Consider the following 23,926-nt stretch of genomic DNA (forward strand, 5'->3'; position numbering starts at 1 on the left):
CGACATTAATCACTGTATATCAAAGAATTAATCATTCATTTATCTAACAAATGAACTGATATTCTTTACCTGCAAGAATACGTATTTAAGACTGTGTTAAATACTATCTTTTACCATTAAGAATACGCTTCTTTATAAACAAGAAATTAATCTTCTGTGAAAGGAGAAACAATATGCCGGAAACCGGATTAACAATGTTAAAATCAGATGTGCGATTTTCCCACTGAATTCATAAGAAAATGACCGAAATACTATCGGATGAACCGGAATAATTAAAAAATAAAAAAACGAGCAAATTCTTTTTTAAGAATCCCTCGCCTCCCATAAGAAAAGCCAATAGGCTTTTCTTTTTTTGTTACCTCTTTTTTCCTGAATACTAATCTTTTCTTTACCTAAAAAACTTCAACTACCTATTATTGTTATCCTTTTCAAATCCTTTACCTCTATTTACCTATTGAAGTTCTTATTTAATACCTTAAATCTAATACCTTAAATTTTCTTTTTTACCTTTTAAACTAATAGCAATTTCCCAATTGCACTGCAAAGATACAGCTTTTTTCCGTGTCCGCAAACGGTTTTATATTTTATAACACAATTTTACGGTTATAAATCTTTCACATCGCTCAACTCAACCAGCTTATTCACAATAGCATAGATCGTTAAGCCGGCAGCACTGTGTATTTGCAATTTCTTGCTGATATTCCTACGATGAGTAATGACCGTATGTATAGATAAAAACAATTTCTCTGCTATCTCCTTATTTGTCATTCCCTTCACTACGCAAATTACGATTTCTTTCTCCCGCTGGCTAAGAGTTTCCTGTCCGTCTCCTTCATCATCGGGTGCAATATTCTGCAAACGGATAATCTTATTGGAGAGCGTTTCCAAATCATCAAAAATAGAGATGGAATCATCGTATTTACTCAATAGCGTGGCATCGATAAACGAGCTTACCAATGCCACAACCCGGATACCTTTTCCAGTTGTTTCTTCACGGAAACGAGCTACATCAAAATAATCACCGAATGTGGGATTCACTACCAATATATCGGGATATTGCGTACGCAAACAATCATGCAGGGCTTCGACGGACAAAAGCTCTACCGGCTGAATTTTCAAATTGGGCAAACGTTTCAACGCTAAAGTAAGCCCGCTACGGATAATCACAGAATTCTCGGCAACAGCTACCCGGATTGTCTCATTATTTTTCATGATCCATCATCCTCCTTTCCAAATTCAGAATAGCAGGAACAAATATATAATCCTCTACCTTGCAATGCGATTCGAGTCCCTCCTCACAAGCATAGATATCAAACAAGGCAGCATTAAGCAAATTCGTATTCGCTTTGGCCGGACAATATTTAATAATGATGTTCTTCAACTCCGTCAACTTCTCTCCCACCTGATCGTGATGTTTCGAGAAAGTGCTGATCTGATAATTTTTCGGCGCATTGTTCTGAAGCAAAGCATCTACATACTTAAATACGGTTTTTTCTTCGTATTCCATATGTTTGCGTACTTCACGCATATATTCGTCGAAAAATTTCAATATAAGAAAAGAGACATCATTTTCCGAACAATCGATGGCTTCCAGCAGCTTACGCCGAATGGCAGGCAGACAAAAATCAAGGAAATAGATGTGGGCTTGGCGCAAATAGTCTACCAATGCCGGGATAGATAACTCATCCGTTTCTCCATCCATGCGTGAAAAGCCTTCGGCCATAAAATTCACCACGACAAGAAAAGTACGGCAATCCACCCCGTTCATTTCACAAACCTCCTTCACGGTTTTATCACCGAACCCCAACGAAAGCCCAAAACGACTCATAACCTGCAATAAAGAGTAATTATCACTGATAAGATCAATCATTTTATCAGAGGGCTTGTATTTTTGTAATCTATCCATATTATACCTATTATATATTACGAGTGCAAAGAAACGGATAATTTCGCGCGCGCGCAATCCCCATTTATAGGTATTTTGGAGATTTATGAATTACGAATTCTGATTTATGAATTATTATTTACTGATAAGTATAGTCCGCCAATCACCATTTTTTAGTAATTTTGCGTTCAACTGACAAATCATAATTTATAAATCATAATTCAAATTCATTCTCATGGCAAACGAATTAGCATTGAAATACGGCTGCAATCCCAATCAAAAACCGGCCCGTATCTTCATGAAAGAAGGCGAACTGCCTATCGAAGTATTAAACGGACGCCCCGGATACATTAATCTGCTGGATGCATTCAATAGCTGGCAGTTAGTACAAGAACTGAAAGAAGCTACCGGACTTCCGGCAGCCGCATCTTTCAAGCACGTCAGTCCTGCAGGCGCCGCCGTAGCAATAGAGATGAGCGAAACACTTAAAAAGATTTATTTTGTAGACGATCTTCCGCTTTCACCTTTGGCTACTGCCTATGCCCGTGCCCGTGGTGCGGACCGTATGTCGTCTTATGGTGATTTCATCGCTTTATCCGATACCTGCGATGTAGAAACAGCCCGCCTTATCAACCGGGAAGTATCCGATGGAGTCATTGCTCCCGATTATACGCCTGAAGCATTGGAAATTTTACGCAATAAACGGAAAGGGACTTACAATATCATCAAAATAGATCTTGCATATCGCCCCGCTCCCATCGAGCATAAAGACGTTTTCGGTATTACTTTCGAACAGGGACGTAACGAACTCAAAATTGACGAAACTCTGCTGCAAGAGATGCCTACCCGGAATCAGGAAATTCCTGCTGAAGCCAAACGCGATCTGCTTATTGCCCTTATCACGCTAAAGTATACACAATCCAATTCGGTATGTTATGCAAAAGACGGACAGGCAATAGGTATCGGTGCCGGACAGCAATCACGCATTCATTGTACCCGCCTTGCCGGCAATAAAGCCGATATCTGGTATCTGCGCCAACATCCCAAAGTGATGAATCTCCCTTGGAAAGAGAAGATCCGCCGCGCCGACCGCGATAATACGATCGATATTTATATCTCCGATGACTACATGGACGTATTGACAGACGGCACATGGGAACAGTTCTTCACAGAAAAGCCAAAAGTGCTGACCCGTGAAGAAAAACGTGAATGGCTGGATACACTGACCGGTGTAGCTTTAGGTTCGGATGCGTTCTTCCCCTTTGGCGATAATATCGAACGTGCACATAAGAGCGGAGTAAACTACATAGCACAACCGGGTGGTTCCGTACGCGACGACCATGTCATCGAAACATGTGATAAATATAATATTGCCATGGCATTTACGGGTATCCGCCTGTTCCACCATTAATTGCATATATAAATAAGGTGTCGGTTTTTCATCATGCCGACACAGTCTCATCATATCCCCATTTATAATGATAACGTACGTGTTATTCCATTATAAATGGGGATTTCACATTTCATCCTTCGCCCTTATCTTTGCATTATCATAAAAAAAAGAAATTGAAAATGAGTAAGATTGGTGTTTTTTACGGTTCAACAACAGGAACCACAGAGGATGTAGCTCGCAAAATTGCAGAAAAGCTGAATGTTCCTCAAGGAGATATCCACGATGCTTCGACATTGACCGATGCATTGGTTAAAGAATACGATGTGCTGGTGCTGGGCACTTCAACTTGGGGCGCCGGTGAATTGCAGGACGACTGGTATGATGGTGTCAAGGTTCTGAAAAAGGCAGATCTTTCCCATAAATTCGTTGCTCTGTTCGGTTGCGGAGATTCCGACTCATACAGCGACACATTTTGTGACGGCATCGGTATTCTGTATGAAGATTTAAAAGATACCGGCTGTACATTTATCGGAATAACAGATACGGCCGGATATACTTTTGATGCGTCTGTAGCGGTAGTAAACGGTAAATTCGTCGGACTCCCCATTGATGAAGTGAACGAAGACAGCCAGACCGACCAACGTATCGAGCAATGGGTAGAAGGACTTAAAAAAGAAATCAACTAAAGCCAGCCTGATTTTCCCAAAAATCATGCAGGCCCAATAAACTCTAATATTTTATCACAATCTTGCATTATGGCTACCGAAAGAATCATTCCCGGCGAAGTACGGATTTTCCTAAATCATATTTACGAGTTTAAAAAAGGAGTTCGCAACATGGTGCTCTACACAATGAACCGTGAATATACAGAATTTGCCATACGCCGTCTGGAAAATCAGAATATCAGCTATACGATACAAGAAGTAGGAACGAACAAAATCAATTTGTTCTTCGGCAAACCGGAGTGTATGGAGGCCATACGCCACATTATCACTCGTCCGCTGAACCAACTGACACCTGAAGAGGATTTCATTTTGGGAGCTATGTTAGGATACGATATCTGCCAGCAATGTAAGCGATATTGTGGGAAAAAAGAAAGTATTAAGATTGCTGTTTAGCGTAGTTTTGTATGTGTTAGCTTTGTTGTATGTCTTTTTTAGCGTAGAAGCCGTTTCATTAGGGGGAACGGCTTCTTTTTTTTCATATATATTCAGTTTTATAATTACCTATTAATACTGAGACTCGTGTCAATATTCATTATTTATAGGTATTGTCCGCCTTTCCATTCGCTTCTATCTTTGCAGCCATAAAAAATTATATAAAACATGAGAAAATTAACAAGCTTATTTATTCTCTGCTTCCTGTTATCATTCGGTAAAGTCACCGCACAGGAAAAAAGCTCAGTACAAGAAGAAAAGAGCTCTTATACAGAAGAATACGACAAATTCCGTTTTGGCGGATACGGTGAAATGGCGGCAAGCTATAAAGATTATGATTTTAACCGTTTTAAACATTCCAGCGGTTCTCCGAAAAGAAACAGAGGTGAAATCTCCATTCCTCGTTTTGTATTGGCCTTTGACTACAAGTTTTCTCCCAAATGGATACTCGGTTCAGAAATTGAATTCGAATATGGAGGTACAGGAGTAGCCCGTGAAATTGAATGGTTCGAAGAAAACGGAGAATACGAAACCGAAATTGAAAAAGGCGGAGAGGTAGCTCTCGAACAGTTCCACATTACACGTCTCATCAACAAATATATCAATGTTCGTTTCGGACATATGATTTTACCGGTAGGACTAACAAATACACATCACGAACCTATCAATTTCTTCGGAGTATACCGTCCGGAAGGCGAAACAACCATCTTACCGTCAACCTGGCATGAAACCGGTGTGGCTATTTTCGGAGAAGTGGGAAAATTCGACTATGAGTTTCAAGTAGTAAACGGTCTCGATCCACAAGGATTTCGAAGTGAAGACTGGATCTCCAATGGAAAACAAGGAGCTTTTGAAATCAGTAATTTCACGAGTCCGGCTTTCGTAGGACGTATTAATTACAATGGAGTAAAAGGCTTACGTGTAGGCGTTTCGGCCTATTATAATAAAACAGCGAAAAACGGAACAAAACCGGATCGTAACAATGAATATGATTTTCCGGTAACCATATTTACCGCCGACATGCAATACAAAAGTCCGAAAAACAATCTCATCGTACGTGCCAATGCCGTATACGGGCAATTGGGAGCAAGTGCGGCACTTAGCACAATCAACAATAGTTCCTCCGGTGCTTCCGGTTATCCCAATACAACAGTTGCTAAAAACGCAGTCAGCTATGCAGCCGAAGCCGGATACAATATAGGCGCTTTCTGGGGCTCCAAAGCACCCCGAATCTATCCTTTCATGCGCTATGAATACTATAATCCGATGGAAAAAGTAGAATCAAGCAGCCAATTGGCCGACAAGCGTTTCCAATCTTCGGTTATTACTGCAGGACTAAACTATTATGCACTCCCTAATCTTGTTATAAAAGCCGATTATTCCAATCGCCGGATCGCATGGGGGAAATATAATAATGAAAATACAGTATCAGTAGGCATTGCTTACATCGGCTGGTTCATCAAGAAATAAGAGTATAATATCAAATCACAAAATTTAAAATAAAATGAAAAAGAGAAGTTTATTTCCAATCCTGTTGATAGGATTCACTTTAGGATTAACATCCTGTAATGAAGATTCTAAGAAAGAAGACATCACCACCAATCCGTTTGCCAATCTTCCGGCAGATAGTGGACAAAAACCTACCACTGAACAAATGGATGCAGCGATAGCCAATTTTGTCGATAATGTCGCAATACCGACTTATGCCGAATTAGTAAACAAAATGACTCTCTTAAAAAATGCAGTCGACAAATTCATTGCAAGTGGAACTAAAACCGACCTTGAAAATGCTTGTGATGCCTGGAGAGATGCCCGTAAGCCTTGGGAAGAAAGCGAAGCATTTCTGTTTGGAGCTGCCGACAAAAAAAGCTATGACCCAAGCTTGGATAGCTGGCCTCTCGACAAAGAAGGTATAGACCAAATTCTGGAAACAGGTAACTGGGACGCCATCGAAGGAGATGTAAATGAAGATGAAAGTGCTGTAAATCCTCCACAAAATTTACGTGGTTTCCATACTGCCGAATATCTGCTTTTCAATGAAGGTGATGCACGCGATATCGCCGACTACACCAACAACATGAAAATTTATCTACAGAAAGTAGTAACCCGTATGCTCTCTGACGTCACCAATATGCACAAAGGCTGGACAACCGGACTTCCCGGAGATGAAGATCTTCCTACGGCATACGGAGCTGCCTTGAAAGAACATAACGGCACATACGGTATCAGCAGTATTTATGTAGCTATCGAAACGATGTTGAATGACAACAACGGAATGGCTGCAATCGCCAATGAAGTAGGTACCGCCAAGATCGCCGATCCTGTAAACGCATGGAATAGCGGTGATAAAGAAGGTGGCGTACTTGCTGTGGAATCATGGTACAGCTGGAACTCACTGACAGATTATGTAGACAACATCGTCAGCATCAAAAACTGTTACTTAGGCGGACGCAATGGTGAATACAACGAAGCAGAAAGCCTTTCAGCACTCGTCAAAATCATAAATCCGACACTTGACCAATTAATTCGTCAGCAGATAGAAGATACAATGGATGCTATCAATGATATTCCCAAACCCTTCCGTAACAATCTGGGCGCAAGTGTAGAAATCAAAAAAGCACAAAATGCATGCGCTTATCTAAACACTGGTCTGGGACTCGTAAGAGGTAAACTGGCATCCAATTAATGAAATGAACGAAATACATACAATATGAAAATTAGCTTATTCATTCCCCTAAAGAATAGAGCTATCAGCACCATATGGGGATGCAGGAGCCTTACCGGAGCTTGTATCCTCTTTGGTACGTTGATAAGTTATACACTACAGAGTTGTGACAATCAACTTGATGATAAGCTTATACTGAAACCTAACGGTGAACCGGCACTCCCTGCCGAACTGTCTGCCGGATATTCTACCATATTCTCTTCATCACCAGATGCATACGACACGAATGCAGACTGGGTTACCGGAGAACTTCTGACACGCTTTAACAGAGGAGACGGCCTGTATGACGGTTCACGCGGAACAGGAAGCAACACAGGCGGAGGATTGGGACCAGTATATGCTGGATATTCCTGCGGAAGTTGCCATAAAAGTACCGGTCGTACCAAACCGGCCCTTGCCGACGGCGGTTCGGGCAACGGATTTTCGTCCATGTTAGTGTATATCAGCCGCAAAACCGGAGGATACTTCCCGGAGTACGGACGTGTATTGCACGATCAATCCATCTATGGTGTAAAAGCAGAAGGAAAAGTAAAAATAACCACTACAACACAAAAATTCCGTTTTCCGGATGGCGAAGAATACGAACTGATGACTCCGCATTACGAGATCTATCAATGGTATGCCGACAGCATTCGCCCGGAGGATTTGCGTATCAGTGTACGCCAGCCCCTACGTCATGTAGGGTTAGGCCAAATGATGGCGCTCGATCTCGACGAGTTGCAAAAAGTGGCAGCCAAAAGTAATTATCCCGAATACGGTATCAGTGGACGCCTGAATTATATCACTGAAAAGGGCGTAAAACAGATCGGATTATCGGGTAATAAAGCACAACATGCCGACCTCACCGTAGAACTCGGATTCTCATCGGATTTGGGGGTAACCAACGACCGTTATCCTCACGAAGTCTGTGAAGGTCAAAGTCAGATGATGGGATTTTCCAACTACGGGATTCAGATATCCACTGAAGACATGGAAAATGTAGATCTTTATATGCAGGCTTTGGGCGTACCCGCACGGCGCAATGTAACAGATGAAACTGTACAAAAAGGAGAGAAACTCTTCCACCAGGCAAAATGCCATTTATGTCATGTCACTACATTACACACCCGTCCAAGAGGTTCCAAACTTCTGAACAACACCCAGTTACCCTGGTTGGGCAGCCAAACGATTCATCCCTATTCCGATTTCTTATTGCACGACATGGGAACAGAACTGAATGACGATTATACCAGTGGCCTGGCTACCGGATACGAGTGGAGAACTACTCCTTTATGGGGAATCGGACTGCAGGAGACAGTTAACGGACATACTTATTTCCTGCACGACGGACGCGCCCGCAATCTAACAGAAGCTATCATGTGGCATGGCGGCGAAGGTTCTGCCTCACGCACTCTTTTCTCACGGATGAGCAAAGAAGAACGTGCTGCACTCATCACTTTTCTTGAAAGTTTATAATCAGATAAAAAACAACAACAAATGAAAAAGCATACATTTGCAGCCGCTTTATGCGGATTGCTAACCTTGACATCCACTCACCTGTCAGCACAGGAGGTAGACGATAAATATGTAGAAAACGATGTGGTATCCCTGGCAGGGAAGAAAGGATTTTCTTTCAGCACTAAAGCCGGTGATTTCCTCTTCAAACCTTATGCATTGGTACAGGCCAGTGCCTGTCTCAACCGATATGATGATCTCGGACTCGAAACTCCTTATGCCGATAACATCGCCAATACCGGTTTTGCCATTCCAAACGCCATATTGGGATTTACCGGAAAAGCATTCGGAAAAGTGACTTTCAACCTTTCCATAAATGCAGCTAAAAGCGGCGGAGCCCTGTTACAACAAGCTTGGTTTGATATTGCAATGAAAGAGTCTCTCCGAATCCGTGTAGGTAAATTCAAAACACCTTTTATGCATGCATACCTCAGCACATTGGGCGAAACCCTGTTCCCGGTACTTCCTACCTCCAGTACGGCAACAGTCGTTCTTCCCTACGATCTTCCCTATGTCAACCCCAATTTTGCCACAGGTTTCGATTTGGGTATACAGTTACATGGGTTGATCCATGGTAAATGGAATTATCAAGTAGGCATTTTCAATGGTACGGGTGCAGATGTAAACGTTGCCTCCAAAACCATGTGTGATGATCACAAATGGTTGCCAGCTTTACTCTATTCCGGACGTTTTGCCTACATGCCCAAAGGTGAAATGCCCGCTTCACAGGGTGACCCCAATAATCTGAAAAGCGATAAAATGCTAATAGGCGTATCAGCATCCTATAATGCTGAAGCAGAATCCAAGAGTAGTAGCGATCTGCGGGTCGGAGCAGAATTTGCCATGATGAAAAATCGCTTCTATCTGGCAGCCGAAGCTTATTACATGAACATGCATTTCACTAAAATCCAGAACAAATCAGATGACATGAATTTCTGGGGCGGATATGTACAGGCCGGATATTTTATCACCTCCAAACTGCAAGGTGCATTACGCTATGATTTCATGGATCGTAACGGATTAGATACCGGTGGACTGCTAAACATGCCCGCTATAGGTGTAAACTATTATTTCTTCGGAAACAATCTGAAATTACAAGTGATGTACCAATACATGGGACGTACGGGAGACAATTCTCAGAATGACCGTGATGAAGCCGGTATCGGTCTTGCCCGCCATAACGCTACTGCTATGTTGCAATTTACTTTCTAAACAAGAACAATGAATTCTATTTTAAATATAAAAAACGGTTTATATATCCTTGCCGCATTATTCATTATTTCTTGCGACGAAGGAAAAATATATCCTGATGACACAGTGGATTCAGGCCGGACAGCCACTGTTACCCTCACCTTCGACGGACTGGGAGCATGGCCTAAAAAGAATTATCTTTCACTGGCTGCCATCGGAGAAGACGGCTCAACAATCACACTGACCAAACGAATCAACAAACCGTCTAAAAGTGATCAAAAGGTAACCATCCGACTGAACAATCTAAAAGAGAATACCAAAAGCATAGATATAGCTGTTATCAGTAACGGACAAAGCTTAATCTATTCATATTACTCTTTTCCGATTGACAACTCAATGGAGACAATAACGCTTCCTATCGAAAACTTAAATCTGGCAAGTTTCGATCGGATACAAAAGCAGGTTTTCGAAACCAGTTGCATAGCATGCCATGGAGGAAGTACCCATATTTCGGGCAACCTCAACTTGACCGAAGATAAAGCTTACGCAGCATTAGTTAATGTAGAAGCTCCTTTATCTCCCGAAAAAAAGAAATATGTATCTCCCGGAAATGCAGAAGAAAGCTACTTAATAGACATTCTGGAAGACAACGAATATCATAAGGATATGTTCAACAGCACCGGTAAACAAGAAATATTAGGACTGATAAAAACCTGGATAGATGCCGGGGCTGAAAATAATTAAAACCATATGGACTATAAAAAGTATATAAACGAAGATAATAATACCATAACAGATTTATCGGAATTTATTTGTGATAACGGAGTTTCGGAATACCAGGTAATGATACACATCACCCAGCCGAACCTCACCTATCAAGAACAACTCGCCGGTATATTAAATACTTTCACCAACTTACTGACAGGTGAATTGAAAGGTGCCACTGCCGTATTCAAACGTTATTTCCTCAGCGATGCCGCCAATCAAGCGGATACGCTGCTGGCATTGACAACCGAATATTCCGATTGTGCCCTCTCCGTTGTGGAACAACCTCCTCTCAACGGTACCAAAATCGCACTGTGGGCCTATCTGCAAACCAACGTACAAACGCGTGTACTGCCCAATGGACTATTTGAATCGGTGCATGGCAATTACCGGCATTTCTGGAACGGCAGCGCTTTCAATCGTGCAGCGAACTCCGAATATCAAACGCGGCTATTGCTCAACGACTATGTAATGCAACTCATGGAACAGCAATGTACACTGGCAAACAATTGCATTCGTACTTGGTTTTTCGTACAAAATGTAGACGTAAATTACGCCGGAGTAGTAAAAGCCCGCAATGAAGTATTTGTCACACAAAATCTGACAGAACATACTCACTATATCGCCAGCACTGGTATCGGCGGCCGGCATGCCGACCCTAAGGTAACCGTGCAAATGGATAGTTATGCAGTAAAGGGTATTTCTTCCGAACAAATACAATACCTTTATGCTCCCGATCATCTTAACCCGACCTACGAATACGGAGTCAGTTTTGAAAGAGGAACTTGTGTAAAATACGGTGACCGCCGCCAAGTATTCATTTCCGGCACGGCAAGCATTAACAACAAAGGAGAGGTGGTATATCCCGGAGACATTCGTAAACAAACTCACCGGATGTGGGAAAATATAGAAGCTCTTCTAAATGAAGCCGAATGTTCATTTGATGATGTGGCACAAGCGATTGTCTATTTACGCGATCCGGCGGACCATCAAGTTGTAAAAGAAATGTTCGAACAGCATTTCCCGTGTCTACCCAAAGTTATCCTCCTTGCTCCTGTTTGCCGTCCGGGATGGCTTATAGAGATGGAGTGTATAGCAGTAAAAGCCGATCAAAATGAAAACTTCGCAAACTACTAATGAAACAATTCATAGTTAGCTGTTACTTGTTGATTATTGTATGTTTGGCTGCAACTACTTTTGTAGAGAAGGCTCAAGGAACCCCATTCGTCAATGAACATATTTATCATTCTTTCTGGTTCATTGCCCTATGGGGCATTCTGAGTTTATCGGCCTGCTGGTATCTGATCAAACAAAAGGTGTACAAACGAAAAGAGATTTTCTTACTCCACGTATCTTTTATTGTCATTCTTACAGGTGCTTGTCTCACCTATTTCACCGGACAGCAAGGCGTCATACATCTCCGCCAAGACAAGGTAACCACACAGACATTCAAAAATACGGATACACAAATGGAATATCCTCTCCCATTTGCCATAGGGTTAGACACATTCTATGTCAGTTATTATCCTGGTACGGAAGCTCCGGCAGACTATGTCAGCCGAATTTATACCGATGAAATTCCTTGCCGGAAAGCAGAAGTTTCCATGAACCGTATCTTCTCACATCACGGATACCGGTTTTATCAAAGTTCATTCGATGAAGATTTCCAGGGCACATGGCTCAGTGTCAACCATGATCCATGGGGAATTCCCGTAACCTATAGCGGATATGCCTTATTATTTATTTCAGCTTTATGGATACTCCTTTCCCCGAAAAGTAATTTTCGTCGGTTACTGAAGCATCCGTTGCTACAACGAATGGGGGTCGTTTTCCTCTTATGTTGCTGGGCCATTACAACCCAATCCAAGCCTATAAAACGAGAGGATGCAGATGTATACCGCACCAAACAAGTGATGTACAACGACCGGGTGGTACCTTTTAATACACTTGCCCGAGACTTCGTTATCAAGCTGACCGGAAAAGACAATTACCAGGGATTAAGTCCCGAACAGGTTTTGCTGGGTTGGCTCCTGTATCCGGATGAATGGCAGAACGAACCGATGATACAGATCAAGAATAAAGAGCTGCAACAACGCTTAGGATGTGGTTCTTATGCCCGCCTTACAGATTTCTTCGACCGGGAGAAAGGATATCGTTTACAGGAATACTGGAACCGCCTGCATCAAAGCGGCAAACAAGATGCATTATTAAAAGCAATCACCGAAACCGATGAAAAAATATCCCTTATCGCCATGCTGCGACAGGGGACATTGGTTCGACCGGTTCCTGATACCGGAGTCCAACGCTTGTCTGACAGAAAAATACAAGCCGAATTACTTTATAATCAGATTCCTTTTTCAGTCATTCTATATAGGATAAATCTTATGGGAGGAATATTGCTACTCCTTTGCCAATGGAGTAAGCGCCCCTTATTCCGCTTTCGAAGTTTTCGGAGAATTACTTTCTGCCTTTTATTAACCTCTTTCCTATTCCATACCTTCGGAATGATATTACGGACGTATATCAGTGGCCGCTTACCGATGAGCAACGGATACGAAACGATGCAATTTATGGCATGGATTATCATGTTGATAGCCTTGTGTCTGCAACACCGCTTTTCACTAATGGCATGTTTTGGTTTCCTTCTCTCCGGATTTACATTATTAGTGGCAAGCATCGGGCAAATGAATCCACAGATAACCCCGTTAATACCGGTACTCTCTTCACCACTGCTCAGTCTGCATGTTTCACTAATCATGATGTCGTACGCTTTACTCGGCTTTATAATGTTAAATGGCATTGCTGCCATCATCTATTTCCGGAAGAACGAAGAAGAACAGGTAGAACGCCTTACTTTACTCAGTCGTATTCTACTTTATCCTGCCACACTGATTCTGGCTCTCGGTATCTTTATCGGTGCCGTCTGGGCAAATATATCTTGGGGACGTTATTGGGCATGGGACCCTAAAGAAGTATGGGCACTAATCACACTATTGATATACGGTATCGCGTTTCATACTCAAAGCATCAAGGTTTTCCGTAAACCTATATTCTTTCATATCTTCCTGATAGCAGCTTTCACAACTGTATTGATGACCTATTTTGGAGTAAACTACTTTTTAGGAGGAATGCACAGCTACGCCAACAATTAGCCTTCAATATCCAGTATACAGGCATCCTCATCAGCTACCGTGTCAACCAGCCCCATACACTTCCGTAACAACTCCTGCCCGCTTGAAAAGATATAGCCTCTTTTCCAAAGGAGCTTAATTAAAAAAGGATGAGTAATCAACCGTATCACTCATCCTTCTTTATTTTACTTTATAAACATAAAAAGTAACTTTTAATATACCGCCACTTTCCTATCATTTACAATATACAGCCCGGCCGGCAAACTCTTTGTCGTACGACCCTCAGGAGCTTCAAACGAAAGAATCGCCCGTCCGTCAATACCATACACCTGTACCTGACAAGCAGAAAGCGTTTCAACTATCAATTCACCTTTTCCTGCATAGGCACGAAAACCGGTATCTGCTGCCGGAGCCGAAACTATACCCGTAGACAATGATGAAATATCATGTCCTGTAAAGACACATGCGCGATAATTGTTATCACCGTTATTTATCACATTCAGCGTCCAGTCACATCCCGGGAAAGTGGCTGTCCGGTTGGCATTCATTGCCGAAACAAGCAAATCACCGACCACTACGCCCCCTTGGGTCGCAGTACTGATCGAGTTTTTCAAGGGATAAGTTTTCAGGCTATTGCTTGTAAGATCCGTATCGAGTGTATAAAGATAAGAAGCGGCATACAGATCGTATCCCGGAGCCAATAGATTACCATCTTTCGGAATAATATTCTCTACCTCAGTCAGTGCGCCGTCTATCATAATACCGGCTTGTACAGCACCATTTTCTGCGTTACACTTCAAAATAAAGGCACGAAGTCCGTTGGTCTGTTTATTCGGATTTTCCAGACAAACATTCTCACCATCCATAACATTACCGTAAAAGCTACCCCCCATGTACAGTTCATTACCGGAAGCAGCCAGACACATCGGCTTCATGCGTGCCCCATCCTGTGTCACCGGATGTTCTACTGTCTGCAACAGACGCGCCCACTTTACACTTCCGTCTGCCGGAGCAATGCAAGCATAGAACAAGCAATCCTTTATACTGGGTGTCAAGCGATCGTTACCCAACATCACGGCAGACTCGCCATCCCCTTTCATATAGCCGCTAACGTACAAATTTCCATTATCAAGAACGATATTTTTGGGAATCTCGCAACTTATCACCTGTCCTTTTGTCACTACATTCCACTGTGCCGTACCTGCTTTATCCAATTTAACTACAAAAAGATCACCGCATGTTTTCTGTACATCACCATCCCAGCCCTCGGCATTACGGGGAGATGAAAGATTGGCATTCCGTCCGAAATTGATGGAAGTACGATAAGTACCCGTCAGATAGATATTATCCTCTCCATCCGCTACCATATCACGCAGATCAAAATTATCATAAAGTTTTTTCTGAGTACCACTGACGGTTACCGTTTTATAACCTACATCGATACGCTTCGTCCACTCCACTTTTCCGTCCTTACTGATCTTTGCCAACACAGGTTGATATACACCACCATACGTCTCATAATCAGGAGCATCCCATTTGACGGAAGTCTCTACCCCATCAGCATCAACCAACTGACAAACGATGTCACTTTTATAAGTCGAACGGCTCGAATGTCTCATTTTGAGAGCAATCACTACCCCGCCATCCGAAGTAGCAGCCATCGCACCATCTGAGAATTCTCCCACATTGGTATGAATCCCCCATAGCAGATGTCCGTCTGTTCCGACTTTATAAAGTGTCATGTTATAATTACCGTTTGTCTGCAGTACATCGGGTACCCCCGTACTGGTTTTCTCCGAAGCCTTTGTGCCATCAGCAATGTTATAGAAAAAATAATCCGTTGTCAGAGAGTATCCTTTACTTACACTCCCATCCGGATCATAAGAAGTTTCTTTATCACTGGAAGCAAAGTTATTCATAAGAAACACATATCCGTCTGACGATGCTTTAATTGCCTGGGGAATCTCAAGCCCCATACCATCTTGCGAAGTTACCCATTTCAATTGGGGTTCCTGTGCAGACAGGCCGGCTACAGACAACAGACCGGCCACAGCCATTGTTAGTAATTTTCTATTCATCATATTTCATAATTAAAGGATTTATAAACTAAAAGCGCGGTATCACATATTTATCCGTACCGGAAGTAAACGACAAACGTAATGGAAATACATATTTACCAATTTTCTCTGCCGCAGAAAGCTCTTCTGCAGGAAGTTCCATTGATTTAATCAACGAATAATCATCAGCATTCACTGCATAGTAAACTTCGACTTCAGGACGCGTCACACGCAATGTCCAATCGAACATATTGCCAAAAACAGCCAACGCCTCTTTCTCCGGATCAAAGGAAGGAATACCAACCTTTACTACCTCATAAGTCTTATTCCTAAGTACATAGAAAGACCGGTCGGCATCTGTCATGAAAGCCAATGTCTTCCGGTTTTTAAACTCCGTCACAAACACGTGCTTCAACTGTATCCCATCAGGCAATTCAATACTACGCACGTACGGTCTGCCTTTCATCTGTTTCAGATGAAACAATCGGCGATCGGCATCCAACAACAGATATCCTTCGTCATATTCCTTGCGCGTGGTAGGATTACCGGCTATCTCGGTGGCAGGAAAATGGAATCCTTTCTTCTCCATCGCCTCAGTAAAACGCCGGCTTTTCTCTTCGTCCACCGTATTGGAAGCCATGCGGATAAATTCAATTCCTTTTCCCGTAATACGGAAAACATCATCGGGCATCTGTAAGTCCACCCTGCCGGACATACCTTCGAGCAGAGGATAAAGTCCGATATGGGGAGCATTGATATCCGAAGGGACTACACGGAAATTAAAATTCTCCATCTGTGCCATGCGTGGTGTGACCGGCACTCCGTTGAGCGTATCCGGAAAACGTTCGTCCGACATCAATTGCCGGAAATAAAACATAGGAAGGATACTGTCAAACTGAGCTTGCGTATAAGTCCTGCCGGAAAGATCGCTACGGAGCATACCTTTATCACCCGACGGAGTCATCATGGCAAAATCTCCGATGACGGAACTATATAAAGTAAAAGGCGCTTTTGTAGAACGTGCCGTCAGGAAATTGTAACACCAGGGAAGCTGCCAGATCAGCAGACAGACGATCGTAAGTCCTAATAATAGTTGACTAAAAAGTTTCATTATCTATTCTTCTTTATTATAAATGTAATCCCTAATCTTGTTTCCCCTCTTTAAAACGTACAATAGAGAGCCATGAGAATGTTCCTGTCAGCAACGTACATACGGCAAGCCACGGCAAAAATCCATTATAAGCTTCCGGCGTAGTAGAAAGGAAAAAGATACGTAACACCAGTACAGCAACAATCAGGTTGAATATACGCCGCTTCCATGAAGGTTCCAGACAAATCCAGGACACAAGCAGATATCCGGCTATTCCGGCCAAATACCAGGGAGCAGCCGTCAACAAGATATGACGGACCAACTCGGATGCCAATATGCCTTGCAAGTAAAATCCCATCAGTACATAATTAAATCCGAAACAGACCAACAGTACGAGCAAACCGTAAAGCAACATCAGCATGACCATACGCAACTGCGAATACGGAAGATGCAGAGTCAGTTTCAAACATTTACGGTGCATCTCCGGAACAAACTGTACCACAGCCAAAAGTATTCCGGCAAGTAAGGGAATGTACTGCAATAAATCAACAAATACGGCATCCCTTTGCAGCATTACTTCCCATACATGTTCCACTCCTTTCAGTGTCACCACCCGGTTGATACGGAGCATTGAATAACCGGCAAAACCCACTGTTACTACCAAAGCCAGCAACAGATACCAACGGGTCTTGATCCATTCTTTATAAAATATAGCATTCATCTTTCAATTCTTCTCTTTCAATATTTACCGGTAAGGCCGATAAAGGCGTCTTCCAGACTCACTTTCTCACTATGCAAACCGGAATAGGGTACTCCTGTTTTTATTAAAGCATTCTCCGCTTCAGCAGGTTGAAGGAAAGAGTAGGTTTCAAGCGTCCGGCGAATCACCGAAGGATGGTAGAAACCGTCCATCTCCTGCGGCTCATAGCCTTCGGGCACAGTACACGTATAACGACGTACCGTATCCAGCAATTCCTTTACCTCCTGTTGTACCAGTATTTTCCCATAATCCATGATTATACAGTCGTCGATCAGACGTTCCATATCCTGTATAATGTGTGATGTCAGAAATACGGTTTTATTCTCCGACCGTGCATAGTCACGCAGGTAATCGGTAAACAGGCGGCGATAGCCGGGGTCGAGCCCGAGCGAAAAATCATCCAAGACCAGCAGATCGGGATTTTGCGCAAGAATCAGTCCCAATGCCACTTGTGAGCGTTGCCCGCAAGACATACGGCTGATACGCTGCCCCGGTGCGACCTTCAATTTATCCATCAGTTCATAATAGGCATCTTTCCTCCACTGTCCCGGATAAAAAGCGGCATAAAACTTCTCGATTTGGGTAATGGTCATAAACTGATATTGCACATGGCCTTCGATCAGTAGTCCGATATTCCGTCTCAAAGCAGGATCCATTGTTTGAATGTCCTGTCCGAAAATACGGCATTCACCCGAACGGGGTTTCAGATAACCACTTAGAATATTGATAGTAGTCGTCTTTCCCGTACCGTTCTTCCCCAATAATCCGAGTATACGCCCTTTGGGAACAGTAAAGCTGAGATTTTCGTATATCAGGCGTTTACCGTAGTAATGTGTAAGGTTATTACACTCTATAATTTGTTCCATCTATTTCTATATGATAATAACTAAAAGCAGAATAAAAACAATAACGGGACAAGTATCCCCGCCAATAATTCTATTCCGCCCCTTCCTATAATTCCGTTTTTTCCTTTCAGCATAAACATGCCCGAAAGAGTTATTACAATCAGAGCCACTGCAAAGATATCGGCGAAATGTGTCCACCACTGTCCGGGATTATAATGAAGTCTCGTCATACCTCCTAATATAGGACGTTTCTTCACCGATTCATAAACGGCAGCTCCGGTCTGTATATTCACTTGCAGACTGGAACCGCCTTTTAAGAATACTTTCATCACCTCTTCGCGCGGAAAGTAATGTTTGGTATAGTTACCCGCTTCTCCCAACGGTTCTAAAAGGGAGAGCACGGTTTTCTTGTTTATCTGAGCCTTTGCAGGCAAAGGCTCAGACAGAACATATTCCTGCTGTTTCACGGTGAAGTTCGGATTAATGGAATCCCGGTGATTCATCACGATCCCCGATATGGCATATATCAATACCATACCGGAGAAGAAAAATGATAAATCCCGGTGAATCACCCTACTCCACTTTCGAAAACTGCTGCTACTGAATTTCATAAGAAGAAGCTTCCACAAAATAGAATGACAGATAATCTTTACCGGTTTTGGCCTTTCTGTCGGCTATCTTCGCACGGAAATCAGCAATACGCGCTTCCGGGGTATTAGCCGTTTCACCACGTGCTTTCTTTTCGGTACTGCATCCGGCTTCGCCTTCACCATGTTGTTCGGCAGCTTTGGCCTTCAGTTGTGCTTCCCAATTCTGAAGGTAAGCCTCATCGATGCGCTGTTCTTTTAAATCGCCTGTCACACGAACAATCGAATTGACACATTTCTGATCGAACTTACCGACACTGCCACCTTCTACACGAATGGTCTGTGTATCGTCACTTCCCATTAGGAAAATCTTACGTCCGCCATGTTTACAGATATGTGTACACACACCTTCTATGGTAACCTCTTGTCCGGCAAGCTCACCGGCATTTGCCAAAAGGCTGTCTATCTCCATCGCTCCGGAAGCAACTACTTCCGTAGTCGCCCCTTCACTGTTTGCCTGCTGTTGCTTATTTCCGCAGGATGCATTGATTATACCAGCCACTGCAATAGCAGCAATTACCGTCATCTTTCTAATCTTCATTGTTTCTTGTCTTTTTATTGATTTACACTTTTATTTAACAACCACTTTATAAGAAGCATCGCCTATTTTCAATATATACAGCCCCCGTTCCAAAGGATAAGATACCGTACCGGCCTCCGCTAACTCATTTATCAGGATACGTCCGTCTGTTCCGGCTATCATTACAGAGGTTTGTTGAGGAAGTACTACATACAAAGTAGCATTAGAAGTCCACATACGAATAAAATCAGCCTCATCCTTTTCAATCCCTACACCACCTGTTTTGAAGGTAGCGGCAAGCATTACATCAGTAGCAGGCATCACAAAAGAATCATCCGTCAGTGTAGCGGGTTCTTCATTAACCGTCAGTACATCCAACTGGTAACCTTCATCCGGTGTGATGGTCAGTTTCACAGGATTACCGGCCACAGCATAGAATTCCGCTTCCTCATCCTGCGTCAACAGAACAGGTAAGGCAAGAGTACCGTTAACCATTTCCGTAGATACCGACACCTTATAAGCATCACCGGCTTTTACGCTGCTGCTTACCGGCGAGTGCTCTTCCGTATAGGTCCAGCCGGCAAGATCACTTCCCGTCGTACGATTCAAATAACCGGCATAAGCAGTCATCTCGTCAGCCAATGCTTGCGATTGTATATCTGCAATTTCAAGAGCCGTACCGGATACGTTTTCATTGGCAGCCTCGACAATACTTTCCTGACGGTAAGAACGGGTAACCACCGGATTATATCCATCACCTAAGATAGCTCCACCTTTAGCTCCGGAAACAACCTTACCCGTACTCAAACAAGCAATAACTTCTCCCTGAATGTATCCTACGATACCTCCAACTTTATCCGTACCGGAAACGGAACCGGTAGAAGAACTGTTGATAACCTTACAACCGCTACCGGCATTTCCGACCAATCCGCCGGCATAGGTAGAAGATGTAGTAATACGACAGGAGTCATTGTTACAGTTCAAGACAACCGCCTTCGAATTCAAATAACCGGCAATTGCTCCCAGATAATTAGTTCCCGTTACCGATGATTTACCGGAAATAGTGACATTGGCAATCGTATCACCGGAAACGTAGCCGAACAACCCACCATAACCGGTACCTGCATTCACAAGCATATTCTTCACACTATGGCCACGACCGTCAAAAGCACCCTTGAAATTCTTGGATGAACTACCGATAGGCAGCCAGGTAAAGGCAATTCCATCGGCATTCTCGCGAGTAAGGTCAATATCGGCTGTCAAAGCCACTTGTTTACCTGCCATCATATCACCGCCATTGTTTACTTTATCAGTAATATAAGCCAATCCGAGCGGAGTATGAATTTCATAACCGGTTTCAGTCTCGGCATAATCTGTTCCCGCTACGGCCTCAGAAGCCACTTGATCCCAACGTCTCGGAAGACTGAACAAGACTTCTACTTCCACATCACCGGTGGCAGTACGGAAATTATTCACATATTCAGTTTGTAAATCACCGTTCACGCGTAGTGCGTAGAACACATACCCTTCATCCGGAGTAGTTGCAAACTCCACAGCAGTATTCTTCTTCACAAAAATAGTAGTGGAATCCTGTGCCAATACAGCAACCGGTTTCACTAATTCATATTTTCCATGTTCGGGCTCCTTCACGCTTAAAATGTAAGCAGATGCAGCAACAGTGTTTTTAGCATCAAAATTCGGGCAGGAGTTAGCTACCTTCACCCATTGCAAATAAGAAGTCAATTCCTTGTTATTCAAATAACCGGCAAAGTTCGACATTTCCGTGACAAGAGCCGATCCGTACATCTGCTCTGCAGTAAGGGCATTTCCGCTCGTATTCATATCGGAACCGGATGTTACCGTATTTTCAAGATAATAGCAACGGGTGATTGGGCCGGGGTTGTTTTTGTTATTATTATTACCGACAATACCACCTGCATATTGCTTAACGGCAGACACCTTGGCACTGCTTACGCAGTTCTTTATTTCGGAGAACATATTGATTTGTCCCACTATACCACCGGCGGTATTTGCATCAGCAGTTACATCGCCTGTATTATAACAGTTAGCTACTAAACTCTTGCCTGTACCGGCAGTCGGTGTTTGTAAGAAGGCCACAATGCCACCGGCTGTTCCTTTAGCCGAAATAGCCCCTGTATTAAAGCAATTGTATAGAACGCATACCGCATTGTTATCTCCTAAACGGGCCGTTATTCCTCCGGCCATATTCGCTGTGGTTGTAACAGTACCAGTATTGGAACACATTGAAATAACCGTCTTCGCTCCAGTTGCATCTCCCAGAACTCCACCGACATACATAGCGGTCGAAGTCAGGTTGGCAGCATTATGGCAGTTAGTCACCAAAGTATTGGATACGGCACCCGCCACTGCTCCTAAATACGTCTGTGCAGAAGAGATACGGCTATTTTCGCCAATCTTTATATTCTTGATTTCTGCACCATCGGCTTTTCCGACCAATCCGGCATACTTCTCTGCCGTTGCATTTATATGCATATAATCAACGGTATAATCAGCTCCATCGAATATTCCGTTAAAAGGATGATCGTCTGTTCCCATCGGCATCCAGAGTAAAGTATCTCCGGCAGCATTAGGTACTCCCAAATTGATATCACTACCCAAACGGATAAATGTATTTTCACTACCTTCGCCTGCATTTACTTTGGAAGCAGCATAAGCTAATCCTTTGGCTGTATAAATTTCATAGTTTTCTCCTTCTAACTTATAGTCCGCACCGGCCTCGGCATACTGCGCCATATCTGCCCAAGTCAAGGCTTCGCCGGAATCAAACAGCAGGGTTACTTCCACATCTCTTTCGGGCATGGTAAAAGTATTGCCCTCGCTGATCTCTCCATTCAGTTTAAGCCCGGAGAATGTATATCCTGCAAAGGCTTTTACATCTAAAGTCACTTGCGTTCCGGGAGTATGATAAAATGCCTGCGCATCATCAGTTGCCAACGGATGAGTAACAAGTTCGCCCATCAGAGAAACAGCTACATTAACACGATAGGCATTCGCAGCCACATCGGCATCAGGTACCGGATACCCCTCTTCACCCAGTTTCCAGGCAGTGGCGCCAAGCACTCCTCCCGAAAGAGCATTCTCATAACCGGCATTTGCCGTGAGCTCTTTGAGCAGGGCTTCACTCTTTAACTGCTCATCAGTCAGCACAGTAAAAGCGACCCCGTTTTCACCGGATTTTCCTCCGTTATCCTTAGAATAATTACGGCTGATAAACGTATAACTGGCACTTGCCACAATACTATATCCTTTTTTATCATCCAAGCTTACCTCACCCATATTAAGGTTGTTATTCAAACGCCCGCGAATACCGGCATAATAAGAACCAGCTACCGCTTTCCCAACAATGCCACCACCACGAATTACCGAACCATAATTTGCATTGTTCAACACGCGTGAATCTTCATAAAGATAACCGACTATACCTCCTGTATAAGAATTATCTGCATCTTTTCCCGTTACTTTACCATAGTTGACGCAATTGACCACTGTATCCGCTTTATTGGTACTGGCAGTAATACCTCCCACAGAACCGGGATTACTTACTTCACCATAATTCTTACATCCTCCAATGTAGCCGCTCACATTCATACGCCCGATGATACCACCCACATAAACATTGGTTCCTCCGGGAGAAGACACTGGCATATGATTGGTACAATTCAAGATACGGCTTTTAGTCAGAAGACCGGCAACAGATCCAATCTGGGCACTTGAATTGGTGGACGTAACAGAAGAGTTGGAACCGATAACCAGATTACGGACAGTCGCGCCGCTCAAATTACCAAAAAGTCCGACAGCTTCTATCGTTCCCGATACTTGCATGCCGTCAACAGTATGTCCCTGCCCGTCAAATGTTCCTTTAAAAGGAATATCGATCTTGTGGCCTTTGATATAAAGACCGACAGGAGTCCATAAAACAGTTTCTTCACCCACCGTCTTAGCTAAACTCACATCATTACCCAACTTAATGGTTTTCCCTTCGAACGTATATTGATAAGTATTCACCAATACAGAAAGGCCGGCCAATTCTTCCGGCTTTGTCAATGTGTATTCTGTTCCTTCTTTGTGTTCGGTATACCACAAGGTATCCGGTTTCTGGCTATCATCCGTCCAGCTAATACTCTGTGCAGCTAAGGGAAGAGAAAAGGCTGTCAACATCATTCCTCCCATTAGCAATAGTAATTTTTGTTTCATACTCATTTTACTTTGTTTATTAATATAAAT

General features: G+C 43.1%; 19 protein-coding genes. 10 read left to right on the plus strand and 9 right to left on the minus strand.

Annotation, left to right across the window (positions count from 1 at the left end; all coding sequences use genetic code 11):
- Positions 1 to 603: 603 nt before the first annotated feature.
- Positions 604 to 1,212: a response regulator transcription factor gene (locus tag HMPREF1532_RS00200; RefSeq protein ID WP_005923136.1), complete on the minus strand. Its 609-nt coding sequence runs from the start codon at positions 1,210 to 1,212 to the stop codon at positions 604 to 606.
- Positions 1,202 to 1,906, minus strand: coding sequence for a hemerythrin domain-containing protein (locus HMPREF1532_RS00205; RefSeq protein WP_025819322.1), 705 nt, complete (start codon positions 1,904 to 1,906; stop codon positions 1,202 to 1,204). The genes HMPREF1532_RS00200 and HMPREF1532_RS00205 overlap by 11 nt, the downstream gene beginning before the upstream one ends.
- Positions 1,907 to 2,120: 214 nt before the next feature.
- On the opposite strand from HMPREF1532_RS00205, the gene HMPREF1532_RS00210 reads away from it, so the two are divergent.
- The 10 genes from HMPREF1532_RS00210 (at position 2,121) to HMPREF1532_RS00255 (ending at position 13,762) form a co-directional block, all read left to right on the plus strand.
- The gene (locus HMPREF1532_RS00210) at positions 2,121 to 3,296 is read left to right on the plus strand and encodes a phosphoribosylaminoimidazolecarboxamide formyltransferase (protein ID WP_005923139.1); all 1,176 of its coding nucleotides are present in this window, start codon (positions 2,121 to 2,123) and stop codon (positions 3,294 to 3,296) included.
- Positions 3,297 to 3,457: 161 nt separating this feature from the next.
- Positions 3,458 to 3,964, plus strand: a complete 507-nt coding sequence (gene fldA, locus HMPREF1532_RS00215; RefSeq protein WP_005923140.1) for a flavodoxin FldA — start codon at positions 3,458 to 3,460, stop codon at positions 3,962 to 3,964.
- A 69-nt stretch (positions 3,965 to 4,033) separates the two neighbouring features.
- Complete coding sequence (locus tag HMPREF1532_RS00220) at positions 4,034 to 4,396, plus strand: DUF2023 family protein (protein WP_025819321.1); 363 nt, start codon at positions 4,034 to 4,036, stop codon at positions 4,394 to 4,396.
- Positions 4,397 to 4,603: 207 nt separating this feature from the next.
- Entirely contained in the window at positions 4,604 to 5,905 is a 1,302-nt protein-coding gene (locus HMPREF1532_RS00225; RefSeq protein WP_005923145.1) for a hypothetical protein, read from the plus strand.
- Between the two features lie 34 nt (positions 5,906 to 5,939).
- Positions 5,940 to 7,121 carry an imelysin family protein gene (locus HMPREF1532_RS00230; RefSeq protein WP_005923148.1) on the plus strand — a complete coding sequence of 394 codons (1,182 nt, stop codon included), beginning with the start codon at positions 5,940 to 5,942 and terminating at the stop codon, positions 7,119 to 7,121.
- Positions 7,122 to 7,145: 24 nt separating this feature from the next.
- The gene (locus tag HMPREF1532_RS00235; RefSeq protein WP_005923151.1) at positions 7,146 to 8,615 is read left to right on the plus strand and encodes a di-heme oxidoredictase family protein; all 1,470 of its coding nucleotides are present in this window, start codon (positions 7,146 to 7,148) and stop codon (positions 8,613 to 8,615) included.
- A 21-nt stretch (positions 8,616 to 8,636) separates the two neighbouring features.
- Positions 8,637 to 9,866 (plus strand): porin, encoded by a 1,230-nt coding sequence (locus HMPREF1532_RS00240; protein WP_005923154.1) that lies wholly within the window; start codon positions 8,637 to 8,639, stop codon positions 9,864 to 9,866.
- 9 nt (positions 9,867 to 9,875) lie between these two features.
- On the plus strand, positions 9,876 to 10,589 hold the full coding sequence (locus HMPREF1532_RS00245) for a hypothetical protein (protein WP_005923157.1): 714 nt from the start codon (positions 9,876 to 9,878) through the stop codon (positions 10,587 to 10,589).
- Between the two features lie 6 nt (positions 10,590 to 10,595).
- Positions 10,596 to 11,747, plus strand: a complete 1,152-nt coding sequence (locus tag HMPREF1532_RS00250; protein WP_005923160.1) for a Rid family hydrolase — start codon at positions 10,596 to 10,598, stop codon at positions 11,745 to 11,747.
- Entirely contained in the window at positions 11,747 to 13,762 is a 2,016-nt protein-coding gene (locus tag HMPREF1532_RS00255) for a cytochrome c biogenesis protein CcsA (RefSeq protein ID WP_005923162.1), read from the plus strand. Before HMPREF1532_RS00250 ends, HMPREF1532_RS00255 begins: the two co-directional genes overlap by 1 nt.
- 191 nt (positions 13,763 to 13,953) lie before the next feature.
- Here the strand turns inward: HMPREF1532_RS00255 and HMPREF1532_RS00260 are convergent, their stop codons facing one another.
- The 7 genes from HMPREF1532_RS00260 to HMPREF1532_RS00290 are packed head-to-tail and all read right to left on the minus strand — an operon-like array spanning position 13,954 to position 23,896.
- On the minus strand, positions 13,954 to 15,822 hold the full coding sequence (locus HMPREF1532_RS00260; protein ID WP_224202922.1) for a hypothetical protein: 1,869 nt from the start codon (positions 15,820 to 15,822) through the stop codon (positions 13,954 to 13,956).
- 25 nt (positions 15,823 to 15,847) lie between these two features.
- A complete protein-coding gene (locus tag HMPREF1532_RS00265; RefSeq protein ID WP_005923166.1) occupies positions 15,848 to 16,909 on the minus strand; it encodes a DUF4857 domain-containing protein in 1,062 nt (353 codons plus the stop codon).
- A gap of 31 nt (positions 16,910 to 16,940) precedes the next feature.
- On the minus strand, positions 16,941 to 17,609 hold the full coding sequence (locus HMPREF1532_RS00270; RefSeq protein ID WP_005923169.1) for a hypothetical protein: 669 nt from the start codon (positions 17,607 to 17,609) through the stop codon (positions 16,941 to 16,943).
- A gap of 17 nt (positions 17,610 to 17,626) precedes the next feature.
- On the minus strand, positions 17,627 to 18,514 hold the full coding sequence (locus HMPREF1532_RS00275) for an ABC transporter ATP-binding protein (protein ID WP_005923172.1): 888 nt from the start codon (positions 18,512 to 18,514) through the stop codon (positions 17,627 to 17,629).
- 20 nt (positions 18,515 to 18,534) lie between these two features.
- Positions 18,535 to 19,104: a PepSY-associated TM helix domain-containing protein gene (locus tag HMPREF1532_RS00280; RefSeq protein WP_005923175.1), complete on the minus strand. Its 570-nt coding sequence runs from the start codon at positions 19,102 to 19,104 to the stop codon at positions 18,535 to 18,537.
- Entirely contained in the window at positions 19,091 to 19,681 is a 591-nt protein-coding gene (locus HMPREF1532_RS00285) for a hypothetical protein (RefSeq protein WP_005923178.1), read from the minus strand. The genes HMPREF1532_RS00280 and HMPREF1532_RS00285 overlap by 14 nt, the downstream gene beginning before the upstream one ends.
- Positions 19,682 to 19,711: 30 nt before the next feature.
- The gene (locus tag HMPREF1532_RS00290; protein WP_244266395.1) at positions 19,712 to 23,896 is read right to left on the minus strand and encodes an InlB B-repeat-containing protein; all 4,185 of its coding nucleotides are present in this window, start codon (positions 23,894 to 23,896) and stop codon (positions 19,712 to 19,714) included.
- Positions 23,897 to 23,926: the final 30 nt, after the last annotated feature.

The sequence above is a fragment of the Bacteroides salyersiae WAL 10018 = DSM 18765 = JCM 12988 genome (genome assembly GCF_000381365.1).
In the GTDB taxonomy this organism is placed as follows: domain Bacteria; phylum Bacteroidota; class Bacteroidia; order Bacteroidales; family Bacteroidaceae; genus Bacteroides; species Bacteroides salyersiae.

Excerpts from the sequence above, each read along its gene's own strand:
- HMPREF1532_RS00280 (WP_005923175.1), bottom strand. The coding sequence starts at position 19,104 with ATGAAATTCAGTAGCAGCAGTTTTCGAAAGTGGAGTAGGGTGATTCAC.
- HMPREF1532_RS00275 (WP_005923172.1), bottom strand. The coding sequence starts at position 18,514 with ATGGAACAAATTATAGAGTGTAATAACCTTACACATTACTACGGTAAA.
- HMPREF1532_RS00260 (WP_224202922.1), bottom strand. The coding sequence starts at position 15,822 with ATGATGAATAGAAAATTACTAACAATGGCTGTGGCCGGTCTGTTGTCT.
- HMPREF1532_RS00230 (WP_005923148.1), top strand. The coding sequence starts at position 5,940 with ATGAAAAAGAGAAGTTTATTTCCAATCCTGTTGATAGGATTCACTTTA.
- HMPREF1532_RS00235 (WP_005923151.1), top strand. The coding sequence starts at position 7,146 with ATGAAAATTAGCTTATTCATTCCCCTAAAGAATAGAGCTATCAGCACC.
- fldA (WP_005923140.1), top strand. The coding sequence starts at position 3,458 with ATGAGTAAGATTGGTGTTTTTTACGGTTCAACAACAGGAACCACAGAG.
- HMPREF1532_RS00255 (WP_005923162.1), top strand. The coding sequence starts at position 11,747 with ATGAAACAATTCATAGTTAGCTGTTACTTGTTGATTATTGTATGTTTG.
- HMPREF1532_RS00285 (WP_005923178.1), bottom strand. The coding sequence starts at position 19,681 with ATGAAGATTAGAAAGATGACGGTAATTGCTGCTATTGCAGTGGCTGGT.
- HMPREF1532_RS00220 (WP_025819321.1), top strand. The coding sequence starts at position 4,034 with ATGGCTACCGAAAGAATCATTCCCGGCGAAGTACGGATTTTCCTAAAT.
- HMPREF1532_RS00205 (WP_025819322.1), bottom strand. The coding sequence starts at position 1,906 with ATGGATAGATTACAAAAATACAAGCCCTCTGATAAAATGATTGATCTT.
- HMPREF1532_RS00250 (WP_005923160.1), top strand. The coding sequence starts at position 10,596 with ATGGACTATAAAAAGTATATAAACGAAGATAATAATACCATAACAGAT.
- HMPREF1532_RS00270 (WP_005923169.1), bottom strand. The coding sequence starts at position 17,609 with ATGAATGCTATATTTTATAAAGAATGGATCAAGACCCGTTGGTATCTG.
- HMPREF1532_RS00265 (WP_005923166.1), bottom strand. The coding sequence starts at position 16,909 with ATGAAACTTTTTAGTCAACTATTATTAGGACTTACGATCGTCTGTCTG.
- HMPREF1532_RS00290 (WP_244266395.1), bottom strand. The coding sequence starts at position 23,896 with ATGAAACAAAAATTACTATTGCTAATGGGAGGAATGATGTTGACAGCC.
- HMPREF1532_RS00245 (WP_005923157.1), top strand. The coding sequence starts at position 9,876 with ATGAATTCTATTTTAAATATAAAAAACGGTTTATATATCCTTGCCGCA.
- HMPREF1532_RS00200 (WP_005923136.1), bottom strand. The coding sequence starts at position 1,212 with ATGAAAAATAATGAGACAATCCGGGTAGCTGTTGCCGAGAATTCTGTG.
- HMPREF1532_RS00240 (WP_005923154.1), top strand. The coding sequence starts at position 8,637 with ATGAAAAAGCATACATTTGCAGCCGCTTTATGCGGATTGCTAACCTTG.
- HMPREF1532_RS00225 (WP_005923145.1), top strand. The coding sequence starts at position 4,604 with ATGAGAAAATTAACAAGCTTATTTATTCTCTGCTTCCTGTTATCATTC.
- HMPREF1532_RS00210 (WP_005923139.1), top strand. The coding sequence starts at position 2,121 with ATGGCAAACGAATTAGCATTGAAATACGGCTGCAATCCCAATCAAAAA.